This is a genomic window from Bacillus cereus group sp. BfR-BA-01523, assembly GCF_022662615.1.
In the GTDB taxonomy this organism is placed as follows: Bacteria; Bacillota; Bacilli; order Bacillales; family Bacillaceae_G; genus Bacillus_A; species Bacillus_A mycoides.
On the sequence record NZ_JAKUDX010000008.1, the window covers coordinates 98,177 to 115,568 of the forward strand.

A 17,392-nucleotide genomic window follows, 5' to 3' on the forward strand; every position below is an offset into this window, starting at 1 on the left:
TGTAGTTACATTTGCACAAAAACATCATCATCATACTTAACCCTTGAAACCTAGCGGAAAAATTACGCGTAGGTACAAGGGTTATTCCCGTTGTACCTACGCTTTGGCAAAGAGCCATGTAGGTATTTTTTATCTACATGGCTCTTTTTTTATTGCCAAAAATGCTAGTAAAAAATGATGTTTAAGCAAAACTTACTACAAAGGAGTTAACAAAAATGGAAACGAAAAAATGGGGATTATGGATTTTAACAGCTTTTGTTATCGGGAATATGGTTGGCGGTGGCGTATTTATGCTCCCAGCAAATTTAGCACACGTATCAGGTCCAATGGGATCTACACTGGCATGGAGTATTACAGGACTTGGTGTATTTATGATTGCACTCGTATTTGGAAATTTAGCAATTCGTAAACCAGAATTAAAAGCAGGACCACAAAGTTACGCCCAAGCAATGTTTACTTCTCAAAAGACAGGTAAAGTTGCGGGATATAGTATGGCTTGGGGATACTGGGCTGCTAACTGGGCTGCTACAGCATCTGTAATTATTTCCTTTGCAGGATATTTATCAACATTCTTCCCAGTTTTACAAAGTAAGCAAATTCTCTTTTCAACAAACGGATTTTCATTAGAACTTGGAAAAGCTTTAACCTTCATAGTATGTAGTATGATGCTATGGGGAATTCAATATATTCTTTCTCAAAATATTGATAGAGCCGGAAATATGAACCTTCTGGCAACAATCGCAAAAATCATCGGATTTACAATGTTTATTGTAATCACATTATTCATTTTCAATGCCTCTAATTTCGGGGACGGTCAAACATTTATGAATGAAGCTGGACAACCTATTTCGTTGGGTGGACAAATAAATTCCGCTGCTATTGCAACACTTTGGGCGTTTATCGGTATTGAGTCAGCAGTTATGCTCTCTAACCGTGCAAAATCTCAGCACGATGTTAAGAAAGCTACGATTTTCGGATTAATCATCGCTCTTCTTATTTACATGGCAATTACTTTACTAACAATGGGCGCTCTTCCACAAGACGCTTTAAAAGAGTCTCAAAAACCATTAGTAGATGCATTAAATTTAGCAATTGGTACTAAAGGTGCTTATATAATGGCCTTACTTGCACTCGTATCTTTATTCGGCTCTACTGTAGGATGGATCGTTGTTAGCTCAGAAGTACCTTACCAGGCTGCTAAAAATGGCCTTTTCCCTAAGTTTTTCAGTAAAACAAATAAAAAAGGTAGTCCTTCAAAATCATTATTTATTACAAATGTGATGACGCAAATTTTCTTATTCTCAACGATTTCTGGTACTGTTTCAGAAGCATATAATTTCGCTATTGTTGTAGCGACATTAGCATATTTAATCCCGTACCTTGTTTCTACCTTGTATCAGTTAAAATTAGTTATTACGGGGGAAACGTATGATATAATGCCGGGATCTCGAATAAAAGATGGAATCATTACTGCATTAGCATTTTTATATTCCATATGGGTTATTAAAACGGGAACTGCTGATTTAAAAACATTCTTCTTAGGCATTGGTTTGTTTGTATTAGGTCTTATTCTTTATCCAGTTTTAATGAAAGATTCACAAAAAAAACAATAAAAAAGAGAAGCTTTTCGCTTCTCTTTTTTTATTAAAAATCAGTTAATAACTTTTCTTTTAGTTCCCCTATATCTAACGGTTTCGCATAATAAAAACCTTGTACAAAGTCGCAACTCATTGATTTTAATAAACTTTCTTGTTCTACCGTTTCTACCCCTTCAGCAACCACTAATAAATTTAAACTATGGGCGATTTCAATAACCGATTTTACAATCGTTCGCTCTGGTTGTGCATGATCATAATGAAACTCACGAATAAAATTACGATCAATTTTCACAATATCAAGTGGTAGTTGTTTTAAATAATATAATGAGGAATACCCTGTTCCGAAATCGTCTAAAGCGATTAAAATTCCCATACTTCTTAATTCTTGTAATGTAGCAATAATATAATCAAAATGACGTACAGCTATACTTTCTGTTATTTCTAATATTAAACGATTTGGCGGAAACCCTGTTCGCTTCAATATACTACGAACAGATAAAATAAATCGCTTTTGCATCAATTGTTGTATTGATAAATTAACAGATAACTTCAGTCCCTCTTGATAATCTGGTAAAGTTTTAAACAGTCGACATGACTTTTCTAGTACCCAGTCTCCTAGTTTTATAATAAGTCCACACTCTTCAGCTACAGGGATAAATTCACTTGGTGAAATAGGACCTTCTTCTGTCTTACAGCGTACTAAAGCCTCAATACCAGTACATTTCTTTGTTTTCAAATCAATAATGGGCTGTAATGCCACTTTTAATTCTTCGTCACGAATCGCTTTTTGCAAAGCAAATTCTATTTTCATTCTACGGTTTATTTTCGCACGTAATTCATCTGTAAAGAAGCACGCCGCATTTCTTCCTTGCTCTTTCGCACTATACATGGCTAAATCCGAATTTTTTAATAACGTTTCAACATCTTTTCCATCTTGCGGATAGGAACAAAGTCCTAGACTAGCTGAAATATATATTTCATGACCTTCAAGCATAAATGGCGCTTGAAAGCATGACAACACGGATGTCGCTAACTGCCTCATCTCATCATGTGTATGAGTTTTTGTTAACAGTACAAATTCGTCGCCACCAAGCCTAGCTAGAACATCTTTCTCTCCTAGCACATAATGCAACCGTGAAGCAACTTCGCTTAAAAGTAAATCTCCTATCATATGACCTAACGTATCATTCACTAATTTAAAACGATCTAAATCAAAGTAAATCATGCCAAACTCTATTTTCTCTGCAATCATCTTATTTACAGTCGTAATTAACTGTAAACGGTTCGGTAAACTTGTTAACGCATCATGATAAGCAAGTTCCCTATAACGACTTTCGCTTAATCGTAATCTTTGTTCTGCTTCTTTCCTACTACTTATATCATTTCGAATTGCAATAAATTGATAAGGTTCTCCCTTTTCATTTAAAAATGGAACAATTGTTGTTTTAACCCAATAATACGTACCATCTTTTGCTTGATTTCGAATTTCCCCTGTCCAGACTTTTCCACTCAAAATACGCTTCCATAGGATTTGAAAAAATGCTTTCGGATGATATCCGGAATTTAAAATACGGTGATCTTTTCCTATTAACTCTTCTCTTTTATATTTTGATATTTTACAAAATTTATCATTCACATATGTAATAAGACCATTTCGGTCTGTAATAGCAACAATTGAAGACTCATCTAATGCTAATTTTAAATCTTGCAATGAAGAGTCATATAATGCATGACCTCTTTGTTCTAGCATGCGCACCTCTCCTTGCTTCCTATCTGACTAAAACACAACTCGTTTCTCTTCATAGAAATAGAGATATTTCATTTTCTAACAATACGCCTTTACATAAAATGAAACTTTAATCAGTAGGGGGGGGTGTCCATCCCCCACTGATTATTAGCCTTCACCAATCGGGCTTTTATCTCCCACCTAACTTCCTCACATTCACCGAATTTTGAGGTGGGAGTCTTACTGCCCGTTAATGCGGGATAAATCACAATTTTTTTCTAAATAGGCCGATTAAAATAACATAATATTATTTATAAAAAAAAGCAATATGGTGCTGTTTTAATTATAGTAGAAGCTTCTCATCTCTCTACTTATCTAAGCTTATTATACAGTATTCTCTTACATTCTTTGAATTTGTAAAGTGACAATTTCATCACTATTAGCCTCTGCTCCCTACTAATACGACCTCACACCTAACCTCTTTTATTTCATTAAATGTTAAGATGTAAATCTAACTGCCGATACATAATGAAATAGAGATTAATATACAAAATGCAACGATTCACGAATAATACTATAAAGTGAAACTTTAATCAGTGGGGGTTTTGTTCATCCCAACTGATCACCAATCGTGCTTTTACGGGTAGCAGGGCTTCCACCTAACTTCTTTGTTCCAGCTGAATTTTGAGGTGGGGGTTTTACTGCCCACAAATAGCGGGATAAAGCCAAAATTTGCATTTAACATATTGAATTATAATAACAACATATTAACATATTTTCACCTTGGTTTTGGAAATATTTATAAATAAAGTATTAAACTAAAAAAGAGGATATCCTCTTTTTTAGTTTAATACTGATATGGTATTTGCTGATAACCCGGGTATGGCATTGGATATGGTGCTGGATACGTTACTGGGTACGGTGCTGGATAGTAGCCTCCACCTGCTGCACCCGTTAATGCGCCAGCTGTAAGCCCACCTAACATGCCTCCAGCAAAACTTCCTGGGAAAAACCCTCCGCCCCACGAGCCGCCACCCCAGCCCCATCCACCACCGTGATGATGATGATGATCATAATGATTGTGCCCATCATGGTGATTATGTCCTCCATGGTGATTATGCCCTCCCCCACCATGATGATTACGATAATATCCTCCGTGATTTAGCATATAGTTCATTTCTCTTCCTCTCCTTTTCAATTTCCCTACTTTAATATGTGTTGTATGAATAGTAAGGATACTGTTAATAATCCGTATAGTATGGATAGCAATATCCGCCATAACTAAACGCAGGACTAAGTAAAGCCCCTTCCAGGAAAGAATCCTCCTCCTAAAAATGGAGAATGTACAAATCCACCAAATGGAAGATCGTACATTTTATTCATCCCCTTTTCTATATAAAAATGTAATAATATACTGTATGTAGGACAAATGCGGAAAGCATGGGGAAAATGTCTATATTTTGTAAAAAAAACAAAACACTTTATAATAAGAATGTCAGATTACACCTTTTATATAAGAAGTCTATATTTAAGAAAGATTTGAGGAATTTTATAGAAATGAAGAAACCTATCGTTCAATTATTATTAATATTTACAATCGTATCTATCGTTCTTTTCCTATTAAATACATCGGTTATTTCGTTATATACGTTTGTTGGTGCTCTATGGTCCATCACAATCGTAGGAATTTCATTCGTTATTTTTATCGAAAATAGATCACCCCAAAGCACCTTAGCGTGGTTTTTAGTATTAGCACTTCTTCCTGTTGTAGGTGTCCTTTTATACTCTATTTTCGGGCGTAGCCGTTGGAGAAGAAAAAAACATCTTCATCGTTCAGAAGAACAAAGAAAGTTATTCCGCGAAATATTAGAAGGAAGACGACTAGAATTATCACTCACAGTCCCATTACATGAACGTTCTATACATTTAACAGAAGTCGTACAAAAATTCGGAGGCGGGCCTGCCGCAGATAGAACGACAACAAAACTTTTAACAAACGGTGATCAAACCTTTTCAGAAATTTTGAACGCAATCGAGAATGCAAAACATCACATACATATTCAATACTATATTTATAAATCTGATGAGATTGGTACAAAAGTACGAGATGCTTTAATACAAAAAGCAAAAGATGGTGTTATTGTACGCTTCCTTTATGATGGACTCGGAAGTAATACGTTAAGACGACGATTTTTACAACCTATGAAAAAAGCTGGAATTGAAATTGTCGAATTTGACCCTATTTTTTCAGCTTGGTTACTCGAGACAGTTAATTATCGTAATCACCGTAAAATCGTCATTGTAGATGGAGAAATTGGTTTTACCGGAGGGCTCAACGTCGGTGATGAATATCTTGGTCGCTCAAAAAAATTCCCTGTTTGGCGTGATAGTCATTTAAAAATAGAAGGAAAAGCATTGTATAAATTACAAGCCATCTTTCTAGAAGATTGGCTTTATGCGTCTAGTGGATTGAATACTTATTCTTGGGATCAATTTATGAATAGACACTACTTCCCAGGAAAAGAAATTCCGGATGCAGAAGGTGCGGTGCAAATTGTAGCAAGTGGACCAAGCTCAGATGATAAAAGTATTCGTAATACATTACTAGCTATTATGGGCTCAGCCAAAAAATCTATTTGGATCGCTACACCATACTTTATTCCGGATCAAGAAACTTTAACATTATTACGCTTAAGTGCAATATCTGGCATAGATGTACGCATTTTATATCCTGGTAAGAGTGATAGTATTATTAGCGATCAAGCATCTCAATCCTATTTCACTCCACTTTTAAAAGCTGGTGCTTCTATTTACAGTTATAAAGATGGATTTATGCACGCAAAGATTGTACTCGTTGACGATAAAATTGCAACAATCGGAACAGCAAATATGGATGTACGTAGCTTTGAATTGAATTATGAAATTATTAGCGTACTATATGAATCAGAAACCGTTCATGATATTAAACGCGATTTTGAAGAAGACTTTAAACACTCCACTGAAATTAAATGGAACTCGTTCCAAAAAAGAAGTATCAAAAAACGAATATTAGAGTCCTTTATGCGACTCATTTCTCCTTTACTATAAGCAATCAATGTGATATTGATTGCTTTTTCTTTTATATTTCCCCCTTCTCCTTTTCTTTGCATACCATATTAAAACAAGTTATCATAAGATGTATTACTTTATGAAAATAATGTTAGGTGGGAAATACATGTTAGAACAATTTCATATACATTCTGATTTAAAACAGCAGCTTTCTACAATTCACGAAAAGAATAAACAAGAAGCTGGTGAAAATGCACATTTAATTGGCAAGAAAATATATAAAGCATCTGATAACAGCATTATTGAAGATGCCATTACAGCACTTTTACTTGGTAAAAACATTCTATTAAAAGGACCAACTGGTAGTGGTAAAACAGTACTAGCGGAAACTCTTTCTTCTTTATTCCAAAAACCAATGCATAGCATTAACTGTTCTGTCGACTTAGATGTAGAAGGTATTTTAGGATACAACACATTACAAACAAAAGACGGCGCATCTGAAGTTACGTTCGTTAACGGTCCTCTTATGAAGGCAATGAAAAACGGTCATTTCCTTTATATTGATGAAATCAATATGGCAAAACCTGAAACGTTACCACTTCTTCACGGCGCATTAGATTACCGTAAAATGATTACAAACCCATTTACACAAGAAGTTGTATACGGTGATGACGAATATCGCGTAATTGCTGCGATTAACGAAGGTTATGTTGGGACAAGTGAACTAAACGAAGCTTTAAAAAACCGTTTCGTTATTATTGAAGTTCCTTACATTCAAGGTGATACATTAAAAGAACTATTACTATCTGAATCAAAATTAAATGATGTTGCAACAATTGAAAAGTTCGTTGCATTCGCAAGCGATCTTATGCCTTTAGCTCGTGATGGGCGCGTAAGTGAAGAAGCAGCTAGTATTCGTGGCATTATCGATGCATGTGATTTAGGTGTATATATTCCTGTTATGCGTGCAATTGAACGTAGTATTATCGCAAAATTAAACGATGAAACAGAACAAATGACTGTCCGTGAATTAGCAGAAAGTTATTTCTTTGAGGGATAATTCATGAGACAAATTTTTAGTGACAAAAAAATTGATGCGTCGCTGTTTCTACAAATGGAAAACTTAATGTATGCTCTTCTAAAAGAAGACGATGCCTATCTTGAGTATGGCTATAAAGCATACTACGACGAAATTGAAAAAAAGGTTGTCATTAGTCACTTTTGGGATGATCGAAAAGAAGAGGATACAGTAATCGGATTAAAAAGCGAAGTGTTCTTAAAGGCACTTGGTAATAAACATTACTCGGACATGACTTTAATTCGTTCTTATGCGATTGAGTTACAAGAATCGCCTCTAAAAAAGTTTTTAACACAATTATTTGTTCTATTAGAAGATTTACGTGTTGAGGAAATCGTCAAAAATTTACGTCCTGGCACAAAACATATTTTTAAACGCCGAAAAGAAATGTATCGCAATTACTTTGGCTCACAAAATGAAATAAATCGTGTTCGTAACTATCACGGTGATCGTCTATTTTGTCTATGCTATCTTTCATTAACGAGTGATAAATATGAAATGTTTAATAATGAATATTTCGAGCAAATTGAATCAATTTTGCATGAAACATTCCAAGCTCGTAATACGGAAGATATTATGTATATTGTTGAGAAAATCCGCTATCGTTTAGAAGGACTTCTTGAAAGTGATATGCTTAATAATTATTTCGGACATGCACCGCTTTATTTATCTGTTATTACAGATGAGAAAGACAGTCGCGCTGAAAAATTAGCAAATGATGATACGCAGCTCCTAGATGACGATGATAACAAAAACAAAATGGATGAAAGCTTCTCGACATGGCACCGTGAAAATAAAAACAATGAAAACGAGAACTTTTTACGCTTTGATTTAGAAAGCGGAACAAAAACAAATATGATGGGTGATACTGCTCGTGAATCAGAAGATGGTGACCAAGCACTTGGTTCTGTACAAGGTACTTCCCAAAAAAGTACACAATCTAACTTTGATGGTGCTGATACAGAGGAAGCAAGAGCGTCTCATGCTTCTAGCCAAAACGACGGTGCATACGGCAAGTATAATGTGGGAGCTTCTCATACATTTAAAGAAGCTCGCAAATCGAATCCTGATGAGAAAAAAGATTACCAAGCCATCAAATCAGTCGTTAATAAAGATGTAAAAGAATTAAAGAAAATTATCGAAAAAACAATTGAAAACAAAACGAATGCAAACAGTGATAAATATTACGGAAGGCTTCGTAAGAAATTCCTTCGTATTTATACTGAAAAACAGCCGCGTATGTTTTATAAAAAAGGACAAGAATCACAAGAGCTCGACGTTGCATTCCAACTATTAGTGGACTGCTCTGGTTCTATGTATAACAAAATGGAAGAAACGAAGAAGAGTGTGGTCCTATTCCATGAAGCTTTAAAATCTTTAAAAATTCCGCACGCTATTAGTGGATTTTGGGAAGATGCTTCTAGTGCTAAACCTGAAGATAAACCGAACGTTATCCATGAAGTTGTTACGTATAAAAACTCAACGTTACCAAACGTCGGTCCAGAAATTATGCAACTTCGCGAAGAAGAAGATAACCGCGACGGGTATATTATTCGTATCGTTTCCGAAAAGCTTGCGAAAAGACCAGAAAAACATAAATTCTTACTTGTCTTTACAGACGGTGAACCTTCTGCACTAGACTATCAACAAGACGGAATTTTAGATACGCACGAAGCAGTCAAACTTGCTCGTAAAAGTGGTATGGAAGTAATCGGCATCTTTATCGAAGAAGGCGAAGCGAAAGAAGCGACTTATCAACTAATGAAAAACATTTATAACCATCACTTCTTAGTTGCAAATCATGCTGAAGATTTACGCCTGAAGATTAAACCATTGTTGAAGAAACTATTACTGAAGACGATTGAATAGAAAAACAGGAGCCACGAGGCTCCTGTTTTTCTTCGTTAACTTACTTTGTTTCTGGTTGAAACTTGTATGGAATGGAAACTTCTAATAATAATTCGAACCCTCCATCGTAGTATGGGAATCGCTCATTCGCGATTTTTCTATCTACCCACTCGATTGCGGAAATTTCTCCTTCATCTTCTGCACGAAGTTCACCTGTTACTACATTTGCTCGGAATGTAAAAAACAATGCATGATGTCCTTTCTCTTCAAAAAACTTCTCATTTAATGCGACAAGTCCACTGAGTGCGGCAGTTAAACCTGTCTCTTCTTTCACTTCTCTTACTAGTGCTTCCTCTAATATTTCACCTTTTTCAACAGCCCCGCCTGGCAATGACCAAACGTTTTGTTCTATATTATGTACCATTAATATTTTATCTTTTTCGCTATCGTGTATTAATGCATATACAACATCAACTCTTTGCATGTTGCTTTTCTCCCTTCCTAAAATAATTAAGAGCCAATTCCTAAGAATCGGCTCTTCCTATTAATTCATTACTAACTCAGATGCGAGCTTTTTTTTTAACTTAGCCAGCATATCAGTTGTCATTCTGTCTAAATCATATTCTGCTTTAAAGCCCCACTCTTTCATTGCTGCTGTTGCATCAATAGAGTTCGGCCAGCTATCAGCGATTGTTTGACGAGCTGGATCTACTGCGTAATCCATTGTAAAGTTCGGAATGTGTTTACGGATTGATGCTGCAATTTGCTCTGGTTCAAAGCTCATTGCTGTAATGTTAAACGCATTTCTATGAACTAGTTTATTTGGATCAGCTTCCATTAATGAGATGATTGCTTGTAAAGCATCTGGCATATACATCATGTCCATGTATGTTCCTTCTGCAATGTATGAGGTGTATGTACCTTTTTTAATCGCCTCATAATAAATTTCAACTGCATAGTCAGTTGTTCCGCCTCCTGGAGGAGCTACGTAAGAAATTAAGCCTGGGAAACGTACACCGCGCGTATCAACGCCAAACTTTTGATGATAATAATCACATAGTAATTCTCCTGCTACTTTGTTTACCCCATACATCGTAGTAGGACGCTGAATTGTATCTTGTGGTGTATTATCTTTTGGCGTTGATGGACCAAATGCACCGATAGAACTTGGCGTGAAAAACTTACAGTTTAATTCACGTGCTGCTTCTAATGCATTTACAAGTCCGCCCATATTTAAATTCCAAGCAAATAACGGATTTTTTTCTGCAGTTGCTGAAAGTAAAGCCGCTAAATGAATAATTGTATCTACTTCATTACGCTTTGCAATATCATGTAATTTTTGTCCATCCGTTACATCTAACGTTTCAAATGGACCAGACGTTACTACTTCACTGTCTGTTTCACGAATATCTGTTGCAATAACATTTGATGCGCCGTATACATCACGAAGTTTCATTACTAGTTCAGAACCAATTTGCCCTAAAGAACCGGTTACTAGAATTTTTTTCATTTTTCCCACTCCCCATTTGCAAGCTATTCAAAAGATGTCGTTACTTAAATGATACCCATTTCTTTCCCTACTTTTTCATACTTACGAATTGCTTCATCTAGCATTTCTTTCGTATGAGCTGCTGTAGGCATATTACGAACGCGTCCCATTCCTTTTGCTACGGTTGGGAATACGATAGATTTTGCGTAAACGCCTTCTTCATTTAGACGTTTACTAAATTCTTGTGTTAATACTTCATCACCAATAATACAAGGTGTAATTGGTGTTTCACTTTCTCCAATGTTAAAGCCAAGTTCTTTTAACCCTTGTTTTAAATAGCGACCATTTTCCCATAAACGATCGTGTAACTCTGTGCTTTCCATTAGAATTTCAATTGATCTCATACAAGCAGCTGCATCAGCTGGTGTTAAAGCTGTTGAGAATAAGAATGGACGTGAACGCACTTTTAACCAATCGATTAAGTTTTGTTTCCCAGCTACATATCCACCAATTACCCCAATTGCTTTTGATAATGTACCCATTTGGAAATCAACTTTATCAGAAAGGCCGAAATGTTTTACAGTACCTGCACCTTTGCCAAGTACACCTGAACCGTGTGCATCATCTACATATGTCATTAAATCCAGTTCTTCTGCAATTTCAACAATCTCTGGTAATTTTGCAATATCTCCATCCATTGAGAAAACACCGTCTGTAATAACCATTAATTTATTATAAAGACCTGATTCTTTTGCCTCGATTGCTTTTTTGCGTAAATCTTCCATATCAGAATGCTTATAAACGATGATTTTCGCTCTTGATAGACGACTACCATCAATAATAGATGCATGGTTTAATTCATCTGAAAGAATCGCATCATTTTTATCCATAACAGCTGAAATCGCTGCCATATTACAGTTAAATCCTGATTGATAAGCAATTGCTGCTTCTGTATGTTTAAACTTTGCAATTGTTTCTTCTAATTTAATATGCAAATCTAAAGTACCGTTAATTGTACGAACAGCTCCTGCTCCAACACCGTACTTATGAATTGCACCAATTGCTGCTTCTTGTAAGCGATTATCAGTCGCTAATCCAAGGTAGTTGTTTGAAGATAAGTTAATATATTCTTTTCCGCCAATTGTAATAATCGGTCCATTTGGACTTTCAAGCGGATCAATTACGTTATAAAGCCCCTTTGATTTTAAATCCTCTAAATTTTCTTCTAAAAAGTTTGCAAGTGTTTTACTAGACATCGTGAAGCCTCCCATCGTTCATGTAAGCGGATTATTGTCTTAATAGTTCTAATAATCCCTCTACTAGCTTAACACGTTTTCAGAATTTATTATAGAAAAATAGTTTAAAGAAACCGCTTACAATTTTAGATTATATATGATTCATTACAAGAAATCTATCATTTACTTTTCATATTTGATAGAATAAAAAAAATATTTAGGGAGGCTTTAAACATGGCATTTACTGAATCTGATGTATATAATAACGAATCGTTTTTAGAGCAATATATGCAGCGAAGATATCGAGAAAATAGTCCAAACGAATCCCTTGAAAAACCAGCATTCTTTCAGCTCATTGGCAATGTAACAGGAAAACAAATCCTCGATTTAGGTTGTGGTGATGCTAAATTCGGCGAAGAATTATTAGAACATGGATGCCACTCTTACACTGGTATTGAAGGCTCCGAGCTTATGTATGAAAAAGCTAAAAAACAACTAGAAAATAAAAATGGCACCGTTCATTTTTTAAACCTCAAAGACTACACATACCCTCCTTCTACTTTTGATTTAGTAACATCTAGACTCGCCTTACATTATATTGAACACCTTGATATCATTTTTCAAAATGTGTTTCAAGCTTTAAAAACACACGGAACCTTCACCTTTAGCGTTCAACATCCCGTTATTACCTCTTCATTTGAAAGCTTACAAACGAGTGGTAAAAGAACTAGTTGGCTCGTCGATGATTATTTCGAAACAGGAAAACGAGTTGAGCCATGGATTGATCAAGAAGTTATTAAATATCACCGGACTACGGAAGAATATTTTACATTATTACAACAAGCCCGATTTACGATTACAAGCTTAAAAGAAGCTACACCAAATCGAAACTGTTTTCAAGATGAAGAAGAATATGAACGACGTTTACGTATTCCCCTTTTTCTATTATTTTCTTGCCAAAAATAAAAAAGACGATGAATCCTCATCGTCTTTTTTCGTTATCTCATCGCCTGAACAGCCTCTTTAAGTACACGTCTTCCTCTTCCATGCGGGATACAGAGCGGTGTCCCAAATAACGGATCAGCGCTTATTTGACACTCCATACGGAATACATCCCGAACTAACTTCTGGTCAATAACTTCTTCTGGTTTACCTTGCGCATATATTTGTTTATCTTGAATAGCTACAATGTTGTCTGCATAACGACATGCCAAATTTAAATCGTGCAAGACCATAACAATCGTTCTTTGCTCTGTTTCATTTAATTCAAATAATAAATCTAACACTTCAATTTGGTGCGTCATATCTAAATATGTAGTCGGCTCATCAAGCAAAATAATATCTGTATCTTGTGCAAGGGTCATTGCAATCCAAGCACGTTGACGTTGTCCACCTGAAAGGGCATGAACATCACGCTCAGCAAATTCTGTCATACCCGTTGCAGCAAGCGCTTTTTGTACCATTTCCTCATCTTTTTCGGACCATTGCTTCAGCCATGTTTGATATGGATAACGTCCTTGCTTTACAAGTTGTAATACCGTAAGTCCTTCCGGTGCTTGTGGCCCTTGCGGTAAAATCGCCATTTGACGAGCGATTTGCTTCGTTTGCATACTTTGAATTGCTTGATTATCTAACAAAATGTCACCGGTTGTTGGCTTTAATAATCTAGCTAGTGAACGTAATAAAGTTGATTTCCCACAACCGTTAGAACCGATGAAGATTGTAATTTCCCCTTTTGGAATTTCTAAATTCAGCTCATCGATAATAATCGTTTCACCATACGACAGCGTCAAGCGTTTCGTCTCCAATGCTTTTTGCATATTCATCTCCCTTTATGAATTCCGACTTTTATAAAGTAAATAAATAAAATAAGGTGCACCAATTGCTGATGTAAATACCCCTGCTGGAATTTCAAGTGGTGCGAAAACTGTACGCCCAATTAAATCTGCAGCGAGTACTAGAATTGCACCGATAATCGCCGCAACTGGGAGCAATGCACCGTAGAAAGAGCCAACTAATCTTCGCGAAATATGAGGTGCCATTAAACCAACAAATCCAATTCCTCCTGCAAAGGCAACTGCCCCGCCAATTAAAGCTGTACTAAGTAATAACATGAATACGCGTGACTTCGTTAAAGGAACACCCAGTCCTACCGCAATATCATCCCCTAACTCTTGAGCATTTAAATGTCTAGCCGCTATAAATGATATTACCGTTAAAATAAGAACCCACGGCGCAAGTATCATAACGTTTTGCCACGAAGAGCCATAAACAGTACCTGTGATCCATACATTCGCTTGACTTGCTTGATAAATTGGTGCTAACAACATAAATAAAGTTGTTGCTGCTTTCGTTAATGCCCAAAATCCAACACCAATTAAAACGAGACTAATCGGTGATAATCCATCATTTTTCCAGGCAAATAAATATACAAAAAACGCTACAATTGTTGCCCCAGCAAAAGCTGCTAGCGGCATATAATGAATGCTTACTGTTAACGCATTGTTTTTATCACTAAATATAGCTAAAAAGAGTACAACTGCAACACTTGCCCCGCCCGTAATTCCGATGATATCAGGAGAAGCAAGTGGGTTTCGAACGAGCCCTTGTAAAATACAGCCCGCTACCGCAAGCGCAATTCCTACGAGGATAGCAATTAAAATACGTGGCATACGAAATTTATTTACAACCATATTTGACATCGCATCACCATTTCCGGTAATCGCTTGCCATACGTCATAAGGAGCAATTTTCATATCTCCCATACCTGCACTCGCAAAAAATAATCCTATTAAAACAACTAGTAAACTCAATAAGACGAGACAAGCTCGTTTATACATTAAAAACGAGAGCTCGCCTTTTCCAATACGAAACGGAATATACTTCTTCATTTGCTAAGCCCTCTCTTACGTGCAATATAAATAAAGAATGGGGCCCCGATAAATGCTGTCATAACCCCTACTGGTACTTCTTGTGGCATAATGACATATCTTGCTGCTATATCAGCCAAGATTAATAGTATTGCACCTAACAATCCGCTATAGGGTACTCTCCATCTGTGATCTACCCCAACAAGAGCTCTTGCGAAATGAGGAGTAACGATGCCAATAAATCCAATTGGACCAGCAACCGCAACTGAACCACCAGACAACAGTACAATAATAAGTAACACGAATGATTTCATTAAAATCGTTCGTTGCCCGAGCCCCTTTGCGACATCTTCCCCCATCATTAATGTATTTACTTTCCCTGCCATCATAAAAGATGCAATCCAGCCTATTAATAAATACGGGAATACTGATTGTAAAATCTCTAACTTTCTTCCTTGTACAGATCCGGCAAGCCAAAATAACACTTCTTCAAATGCTTTTTCATTTAATACAAGTAACCCTTGTGTTAATGATGAAAATAAAGCGCTTATCGCTACACCTGCTAATGTTAACTTAAGAGGCGTTGTCCCTTCTTTTCCTAAAGAACTAGAGGCAAATACAAGTACTGCTGCAACTGCCGCTCCTAAAAAGGCAATCCATGTAAAAGCTGATAATGATGTCACGGAAAAGAGTACAATTGCTACAACTATAAAGAACGCAGCGCCTGAATTTAATCCAATAAAATCTGGAGAAGCAAGCGGATTCTTTGTTAAAGTTTGCATTAAACAACCTGCAATGGCTAAACTAGCACCAACACTTGCTGCAATTAACGCCCTTGGTAGACGCACATTTTGAATAATAATATGCTCATTTGAACCATTAAAATGGAAAAAAGCATCTAAAGCTAATTTCCAGCTCGTATTTGTATATCCGAAAATAATGCTTCCCCAAATACAAATAACGACTGCAATGATTCCAACAAGTAATCCAATCCATTTTGCTTGATTTGTTTTTAATAACATGCAGCGTTTCCCCTTCAATGTATAATGATACGTTGTAAGTGTATTTCAACTTAATTCTCATTGTCAACGATAATGAGAACTATTTTCAGTAATATATATTGACAATCAAAAGATAAAGGCTTAATATCATGCTTGCTATTGAAAAATATTCTCAACATGTAGGGGGTACATAATGAATTTCATGCAAAAGAAATCGTTTACAGTATTTGTATTTCTGCTAGCTTTTTCACTTCTTTTAAGTGCTTGTGGAAAATCAAATAACAAAGAAGAATCAACAAAAGAAGATAATAAAAAAGAAATGATTACCGTTGAACACGCAATGGGTAAAATAGAAGTTCCTGCTAATCCAAAACGTGTAGTTATTTTAACGAATGAAGGAACTGAAGCTTTACTTGAATTAGGTGTGAAACCCGTTGGTGCTGTAAAGTCTTGGACTGGTGATCCGTGGTATCCACATATTAAGGATAAAATGAAAGATGTAAAAGTTGTTGGCGACGAAGGACAAGTTAACGTTGAAACGATTGCTTCTTTAAAACCAGACTTAATTATTGGTAACAAAATGCGCCACGAAAAAGTGTATGAGCAATTAAAAGCTATTGCACCTACTGTTTTCTCGGAAACATTACGTGGTGAATGGAAAGATAACTTCACATTTTATGCAAAGGCTTTAAATAAGGAAAAAGAAGGTCAAAAAGTTTTAGCTGATTACGGAAAACGTATGGAAGATTTAAAAGGCAAACTTGGTGATACAGTAAATCAAGAAATTTCTATGGTACGCTTTATGCCTGGTGATGTTCGTATTTATCATGGCGATACATTCTCTGGTGTTATTTTAAAAGAACTTGGATTTAAACGTCCTGGAGATCAAAACAAAGATGATTTCGCCGAACGTAACGTATCTAAAGAGCGTATTTCAGCAATGGATGGCGATGTATTATTCTACTTCACATTCGATAAAGGCAATGAGAAAAAAGGTTCTGAACTAGAAAAAGAATATATAAACGATCCTCTCTTTAAAAACTTAAATGCAGTAAAGAGCGGAAAAGCATACAAAGTTGACGACGTTATTTGGAATACAGCTGGTGGTGTAATGGCCGCTAACTTACTACTAGATGATATTGAAAAACGCTTTGTTAAATAATTTCATTGTAACCAGCTCCCTCTTTTATGGAGCTGGTTTTTTCATTTCACTGAAGTGTCACATTATTTCATTTTGTATTTTTATTACCGATATGTTATATTGTAAAAGTAAATATAGTTTATTTTCTCTATATTAGAATAAATATTCTAATCTAAATTTTCTGATTTGTCACTATTTTACTTTCTTTTAGAATTCAATTACTACATTTGAAAACGCTTATTATCTTGTTTTCAGGGAAAAATACAGTAACGGTTGAAGAAAAATAGATTTTTTCAGAAATTTTCTTGCTATTTCCATATAATTCTATTGACTTCTAAATATTTTGTGAATTAAAATA

14 protein-coding genes are annotated in these 17,392 nt (G+C 35.7%); 6 read left to right on the forward strand and 8 right to left on the reverse strand.

All coding sequences use genetic code 11. From position 1 onward, the window contains the following. Positions 1-215 precede the first annotated feature (215 nt). Entirely contained in the window at positions 216-1,613 is a 1,398-nt protein-coding gene (locus MR066_RS19695; protein WP_002010500.1) for an amino acid permease, read from the forward strand. A gap of 31 nt (positions 1,614-1,644) precedes the next feature. On the opposite strand, the gene MR066_RS19700 is transcribed toward MR066_RS19695, so the two are convergent. Both MR066_RS19700 and MR066_RS19705 read right to left on the reverse strand, forming a co-directional pair. Then, entirely contained in the window at positions 1,645-3,348 is a 1,704-nt protein-coding gene (locus MR066_RS19700; RefSeq protein ID WP_088038439.1) for a putative bifunctional diguanylate cyclase/phosphodiesterase, read from the reverse strand. An 823-nt stretch (positions 3,349-4,171) separates the two neighbouring features. Beyond that, the gene (locus MR066_RS19705; RefSeq protein WP_242248275.1) at positions 4,172-4,501 is read right to left on the reverse strand and encodes a hypothetical protein; all 330 of its coding nucleotides are present in this window, start codon (positions 4,499-4,501) and stop codon (positions 4,172-4,174) included. A gap of 380 nt (positions 4,502-4,881) precedes the next feature. Between MR066_RS19705 and MR066_RS19710 the strand changes: the two genes are divergently transcribed. The 3 genes from MR066_RS19710 to MR066_RS19720 all read left to right on the forward strand — a co-directional run bounded on the left by MR066_RS19710 (position 4,882) and on the right by MR066_RS19720 (position 9,319). Continuing rightward, positions 4,882-6,411 (forward strand): cardiolipin synthase, encoded by a 1,530-nt coding sequence (locus tag MR066_RS19710; protein ID WP_002090987.1) that lies wholly within the window; start codon positions 4,882-4,884, stop codon positions 6,409-6,411. A gap of 127 nt (positions 6,412-6,538) precedes the next feature. After that, positions 6,539-7,432: an ATP-binding protein gene (locus MR066_RS19715; RefSeq protein ID WP_000892986.1), complete on the forward strand. Its 894-nt coding sequence runs from the start codon at positions 6,539-6,541 to the stop codon at positions 7,430-7,432. Positions 7,433-7,435: 3 nt separating this feature from the next. After that, positions 7,436-9,319: a vWA domain-containing protein gene (locus MR066_RS19720; RefSeq protein ID WP_002063762.1), complete on the forward strand. Its 1,884-nt coding sequence runs from the start codon at positions 7,436-7,438 to the stop codon at positions 9,317-9,319. A 40-nt stretch (positions 9,320-9,359) separates the two neighbouring features. Here the strand turns inward: MR066_RS19720 and MR066_RS19725 are convergent, their stop codons facing one another. The 3 genes from MR066_RS19725 to MR066_RS19735 are packed head-to-tail and all read right to left on the reverse strand — an operon-like array spanning position 9,360 to position 12,043. Beyond that, positions 9,360-9,782 carry an NUDIX hydrolase gene (locus MR066_RS19725; RefSeq protein WP_002090992.1) on the reverse strand — a complete coding sequence of 141 codons (423 nt, stop codon included), beginning with the start codon at positions 9,780-9,782 and terminating at the stop codon, positions 9,360-9,362. 60 nt (positions 9,783-9,842) lie between these two features. Next, positions 9,843-10,808, reverse strand: a complete 966-nt coding sequence (locus tag MR066_RS19730) for an L-threonine 3-dehydrogenase (protein WP_002125175.1) — start codon at positions 10,806-10,808, stop codon at positions 9,843-9,845. Positions 10,809-10,852: 44 nt separating this feature from the next. Continuing rightward, positions 10,853-12,043, reverse strand: a complete 1,191-nt coding sequence (locus MR066_RS19735) for a glycine C-acetyltransferase (RefSeq protein WP_242248277.1) — start codon at positions 12,041-12,043, stop codon at positions 10,853-10,855. A 213-nt stretch (positions 12,044-12,256) separates the two neighbouring features. Between MR066_RS19735 and MR066_RS19740 the strand changes: the two genes are divergently transcribed. Further along, positions 12,257-12,988: a class I SAM-dependent DNA methyltransferase gene (locus MR066_RS19740; protein WP_242248278.1), complete on the forward strand. Its 732-nt coding sequence runs from the start codon at positions 12,257-12,259 to the stop codon at positions 12,986-12,988. A 32-nt stretch (positions 12,989-13,020) separates the two neighbouring features. Here the strand turns inward: MR066_RS19740 and MR066_RS19745 are convergent, their stop codons facing one another. The 3 genes from MR066_RS19745 to MR066_RS19755 are packed head-to-tail and all read right to left on the reverse strand — an operon-like array spanning position 13,021 to position 15,914. Further along, entirely contained in the window at positions 13,021-13,842 is an 822-nt protein-coding gene (locus tag MR066_RS19745) for an ABC transporter ATP-binding protein (RefSeq protein WP_002167083.1), read from the reverse strand. 12 nt (positions 13,843-13,854) lie between these two features. Further along, positions 13,855-14,913: a FecCD family ABC transporter permease gene (locus MR066_RS19750; protein ID WP_002169174.1), complete on the reverse strand. Its 1,059-nt coding sequence runs from the start codon at positions 14,911-14,913 to the stop codon at positions 13,855-13,857. Beyond that, positions 14,910-15,914: a FecCD family ABC transporter permease gene (locus MR066_RS19755; RefSeq protein ID WP_002029732.1), complete on the reverse strand. Its 1,005-nt coding sequence runs from the start codon at positions 15,912-15,914 to the stop codon at positions 14,910-14,912. The genes MR066_RS19750 and MR066_RS19755 overlap by 4 nt, the downstream gene beginning before the upstream one ends. A gap of 172 nt (positions 15,915-16,086) precedes the next feature. Here MR066_RS19755 and MR066_RS19760 point away from each other — a divergent pair, with 172 nt between their 5' ends. Further along, positions 16,087-17,055 (forward strand): ABC transporter substrate-binding protein, encoded by a 969-nt coding sequence (locus MR066_RS19760; protein ID WP_242248279.1) that lies wholly within the window; start codon positions 16,087-16,089, stop codon positions 17,053-17,055. Positions 17,056-17,392 lie beyond the last annotated feature (337 nt).

Bases quoted from the DNA above. Each gene is read 5' to 3' on its own strand.
- MR066_RS19715 (WP_000892986.1), top strand. From the start codon at position 6,539: ATGTTAGAACAATTTCATATACATTCTGATTTAAAACAGCAGCTTTCT.
- MR066_RS19755 (WP_002029732.1), bottom strand. From the start codon at position 15,914: ATGTTATTAAAAACAAATCAAGCAAAATGGATTGGATTACTTGTTGGA.
- MR066_RS19730 (WP_002125175.1), bottom strand. From the start codon at position 10,808: ATGAAAAAAATTCTAGTAACCGGTTCTTTAGGGCAAATTGGTTCTGAA.
- MR066_RS19740 (WP_242248278.1), top strand. From the start codon at position 12,257: ATGGCATTTACTGAATCTGATGTATATAATAACGAATCGTTTTTAGAG.
- MR066_RS19725 (WP_002090992.1), bottom strand. From the start codon at position 9,782: ATGCAAAGAGTTGATGTTGTATATGCATTAATACACGATAGCGAAAAA.
- MR066_RS19735 (WP_242248277.1), bottom strand. From the start codon at position 12,043: ATGTCTAGTAAAACACTTGCAAACTTTTTAGAAGAAAATTTAGAGGAT.
- MR066_RS19705 (WP_242248275.1), bottom strand. From the start codon at position 4,501: ATGAACTATATGCTAAATCACGGAGGATATTATCGTAATCATCATGGT.
- MR066_RS19745 (WP_002167083.1), bottom strand. From the start codon at position 13,842: ATGCAAAAAGCATTGGAGACGAAACGCTTGACGCTGTCGTATGGTGAA.
- MR066_RS19710 (WP_002090987.1), top strand. From the start codon at position 4,882: ATGAAGAAACCTATCGTTCAATTATTATTAATATTTACAATCGTATCT.
- MR066_RS19750 (WP_002169174.1), bottom strand. From the start codon at position 14,913: ATGAAGAAGTATATTCCGTTTCGTATTGGAAAAGGCGAGCTCTCGTTT.
- MR066_RS19760 (WP_242248279.1), top strand. From the start codon at position 16,087: ATGAATTTCATGCAAAAGAAATCGTTTACAGTATTTGTATTTCTGCTA.
- MR066_RS19720 (WP_002063762.1), top strand. From the start codon at position 7,436: ATGAGACAAATTTTTAGTGACAAAAAAATTGATGCGTCGCTGTTTCTA.
- MR066_RS19695 (WP_002010500.1), top strand. From the start codon at position 216: ATGGAAACGAAAAAATGGGGATTATGGATTTTAACAGCTTTTGTTATC.
- MR066_RS19700 (WP_088038439.1), bottom strand. From the start codon at position 3,348: ATGCTAGAACAAAGAGGTCATGCATTATATGACTCTTCATTGCAAGAT.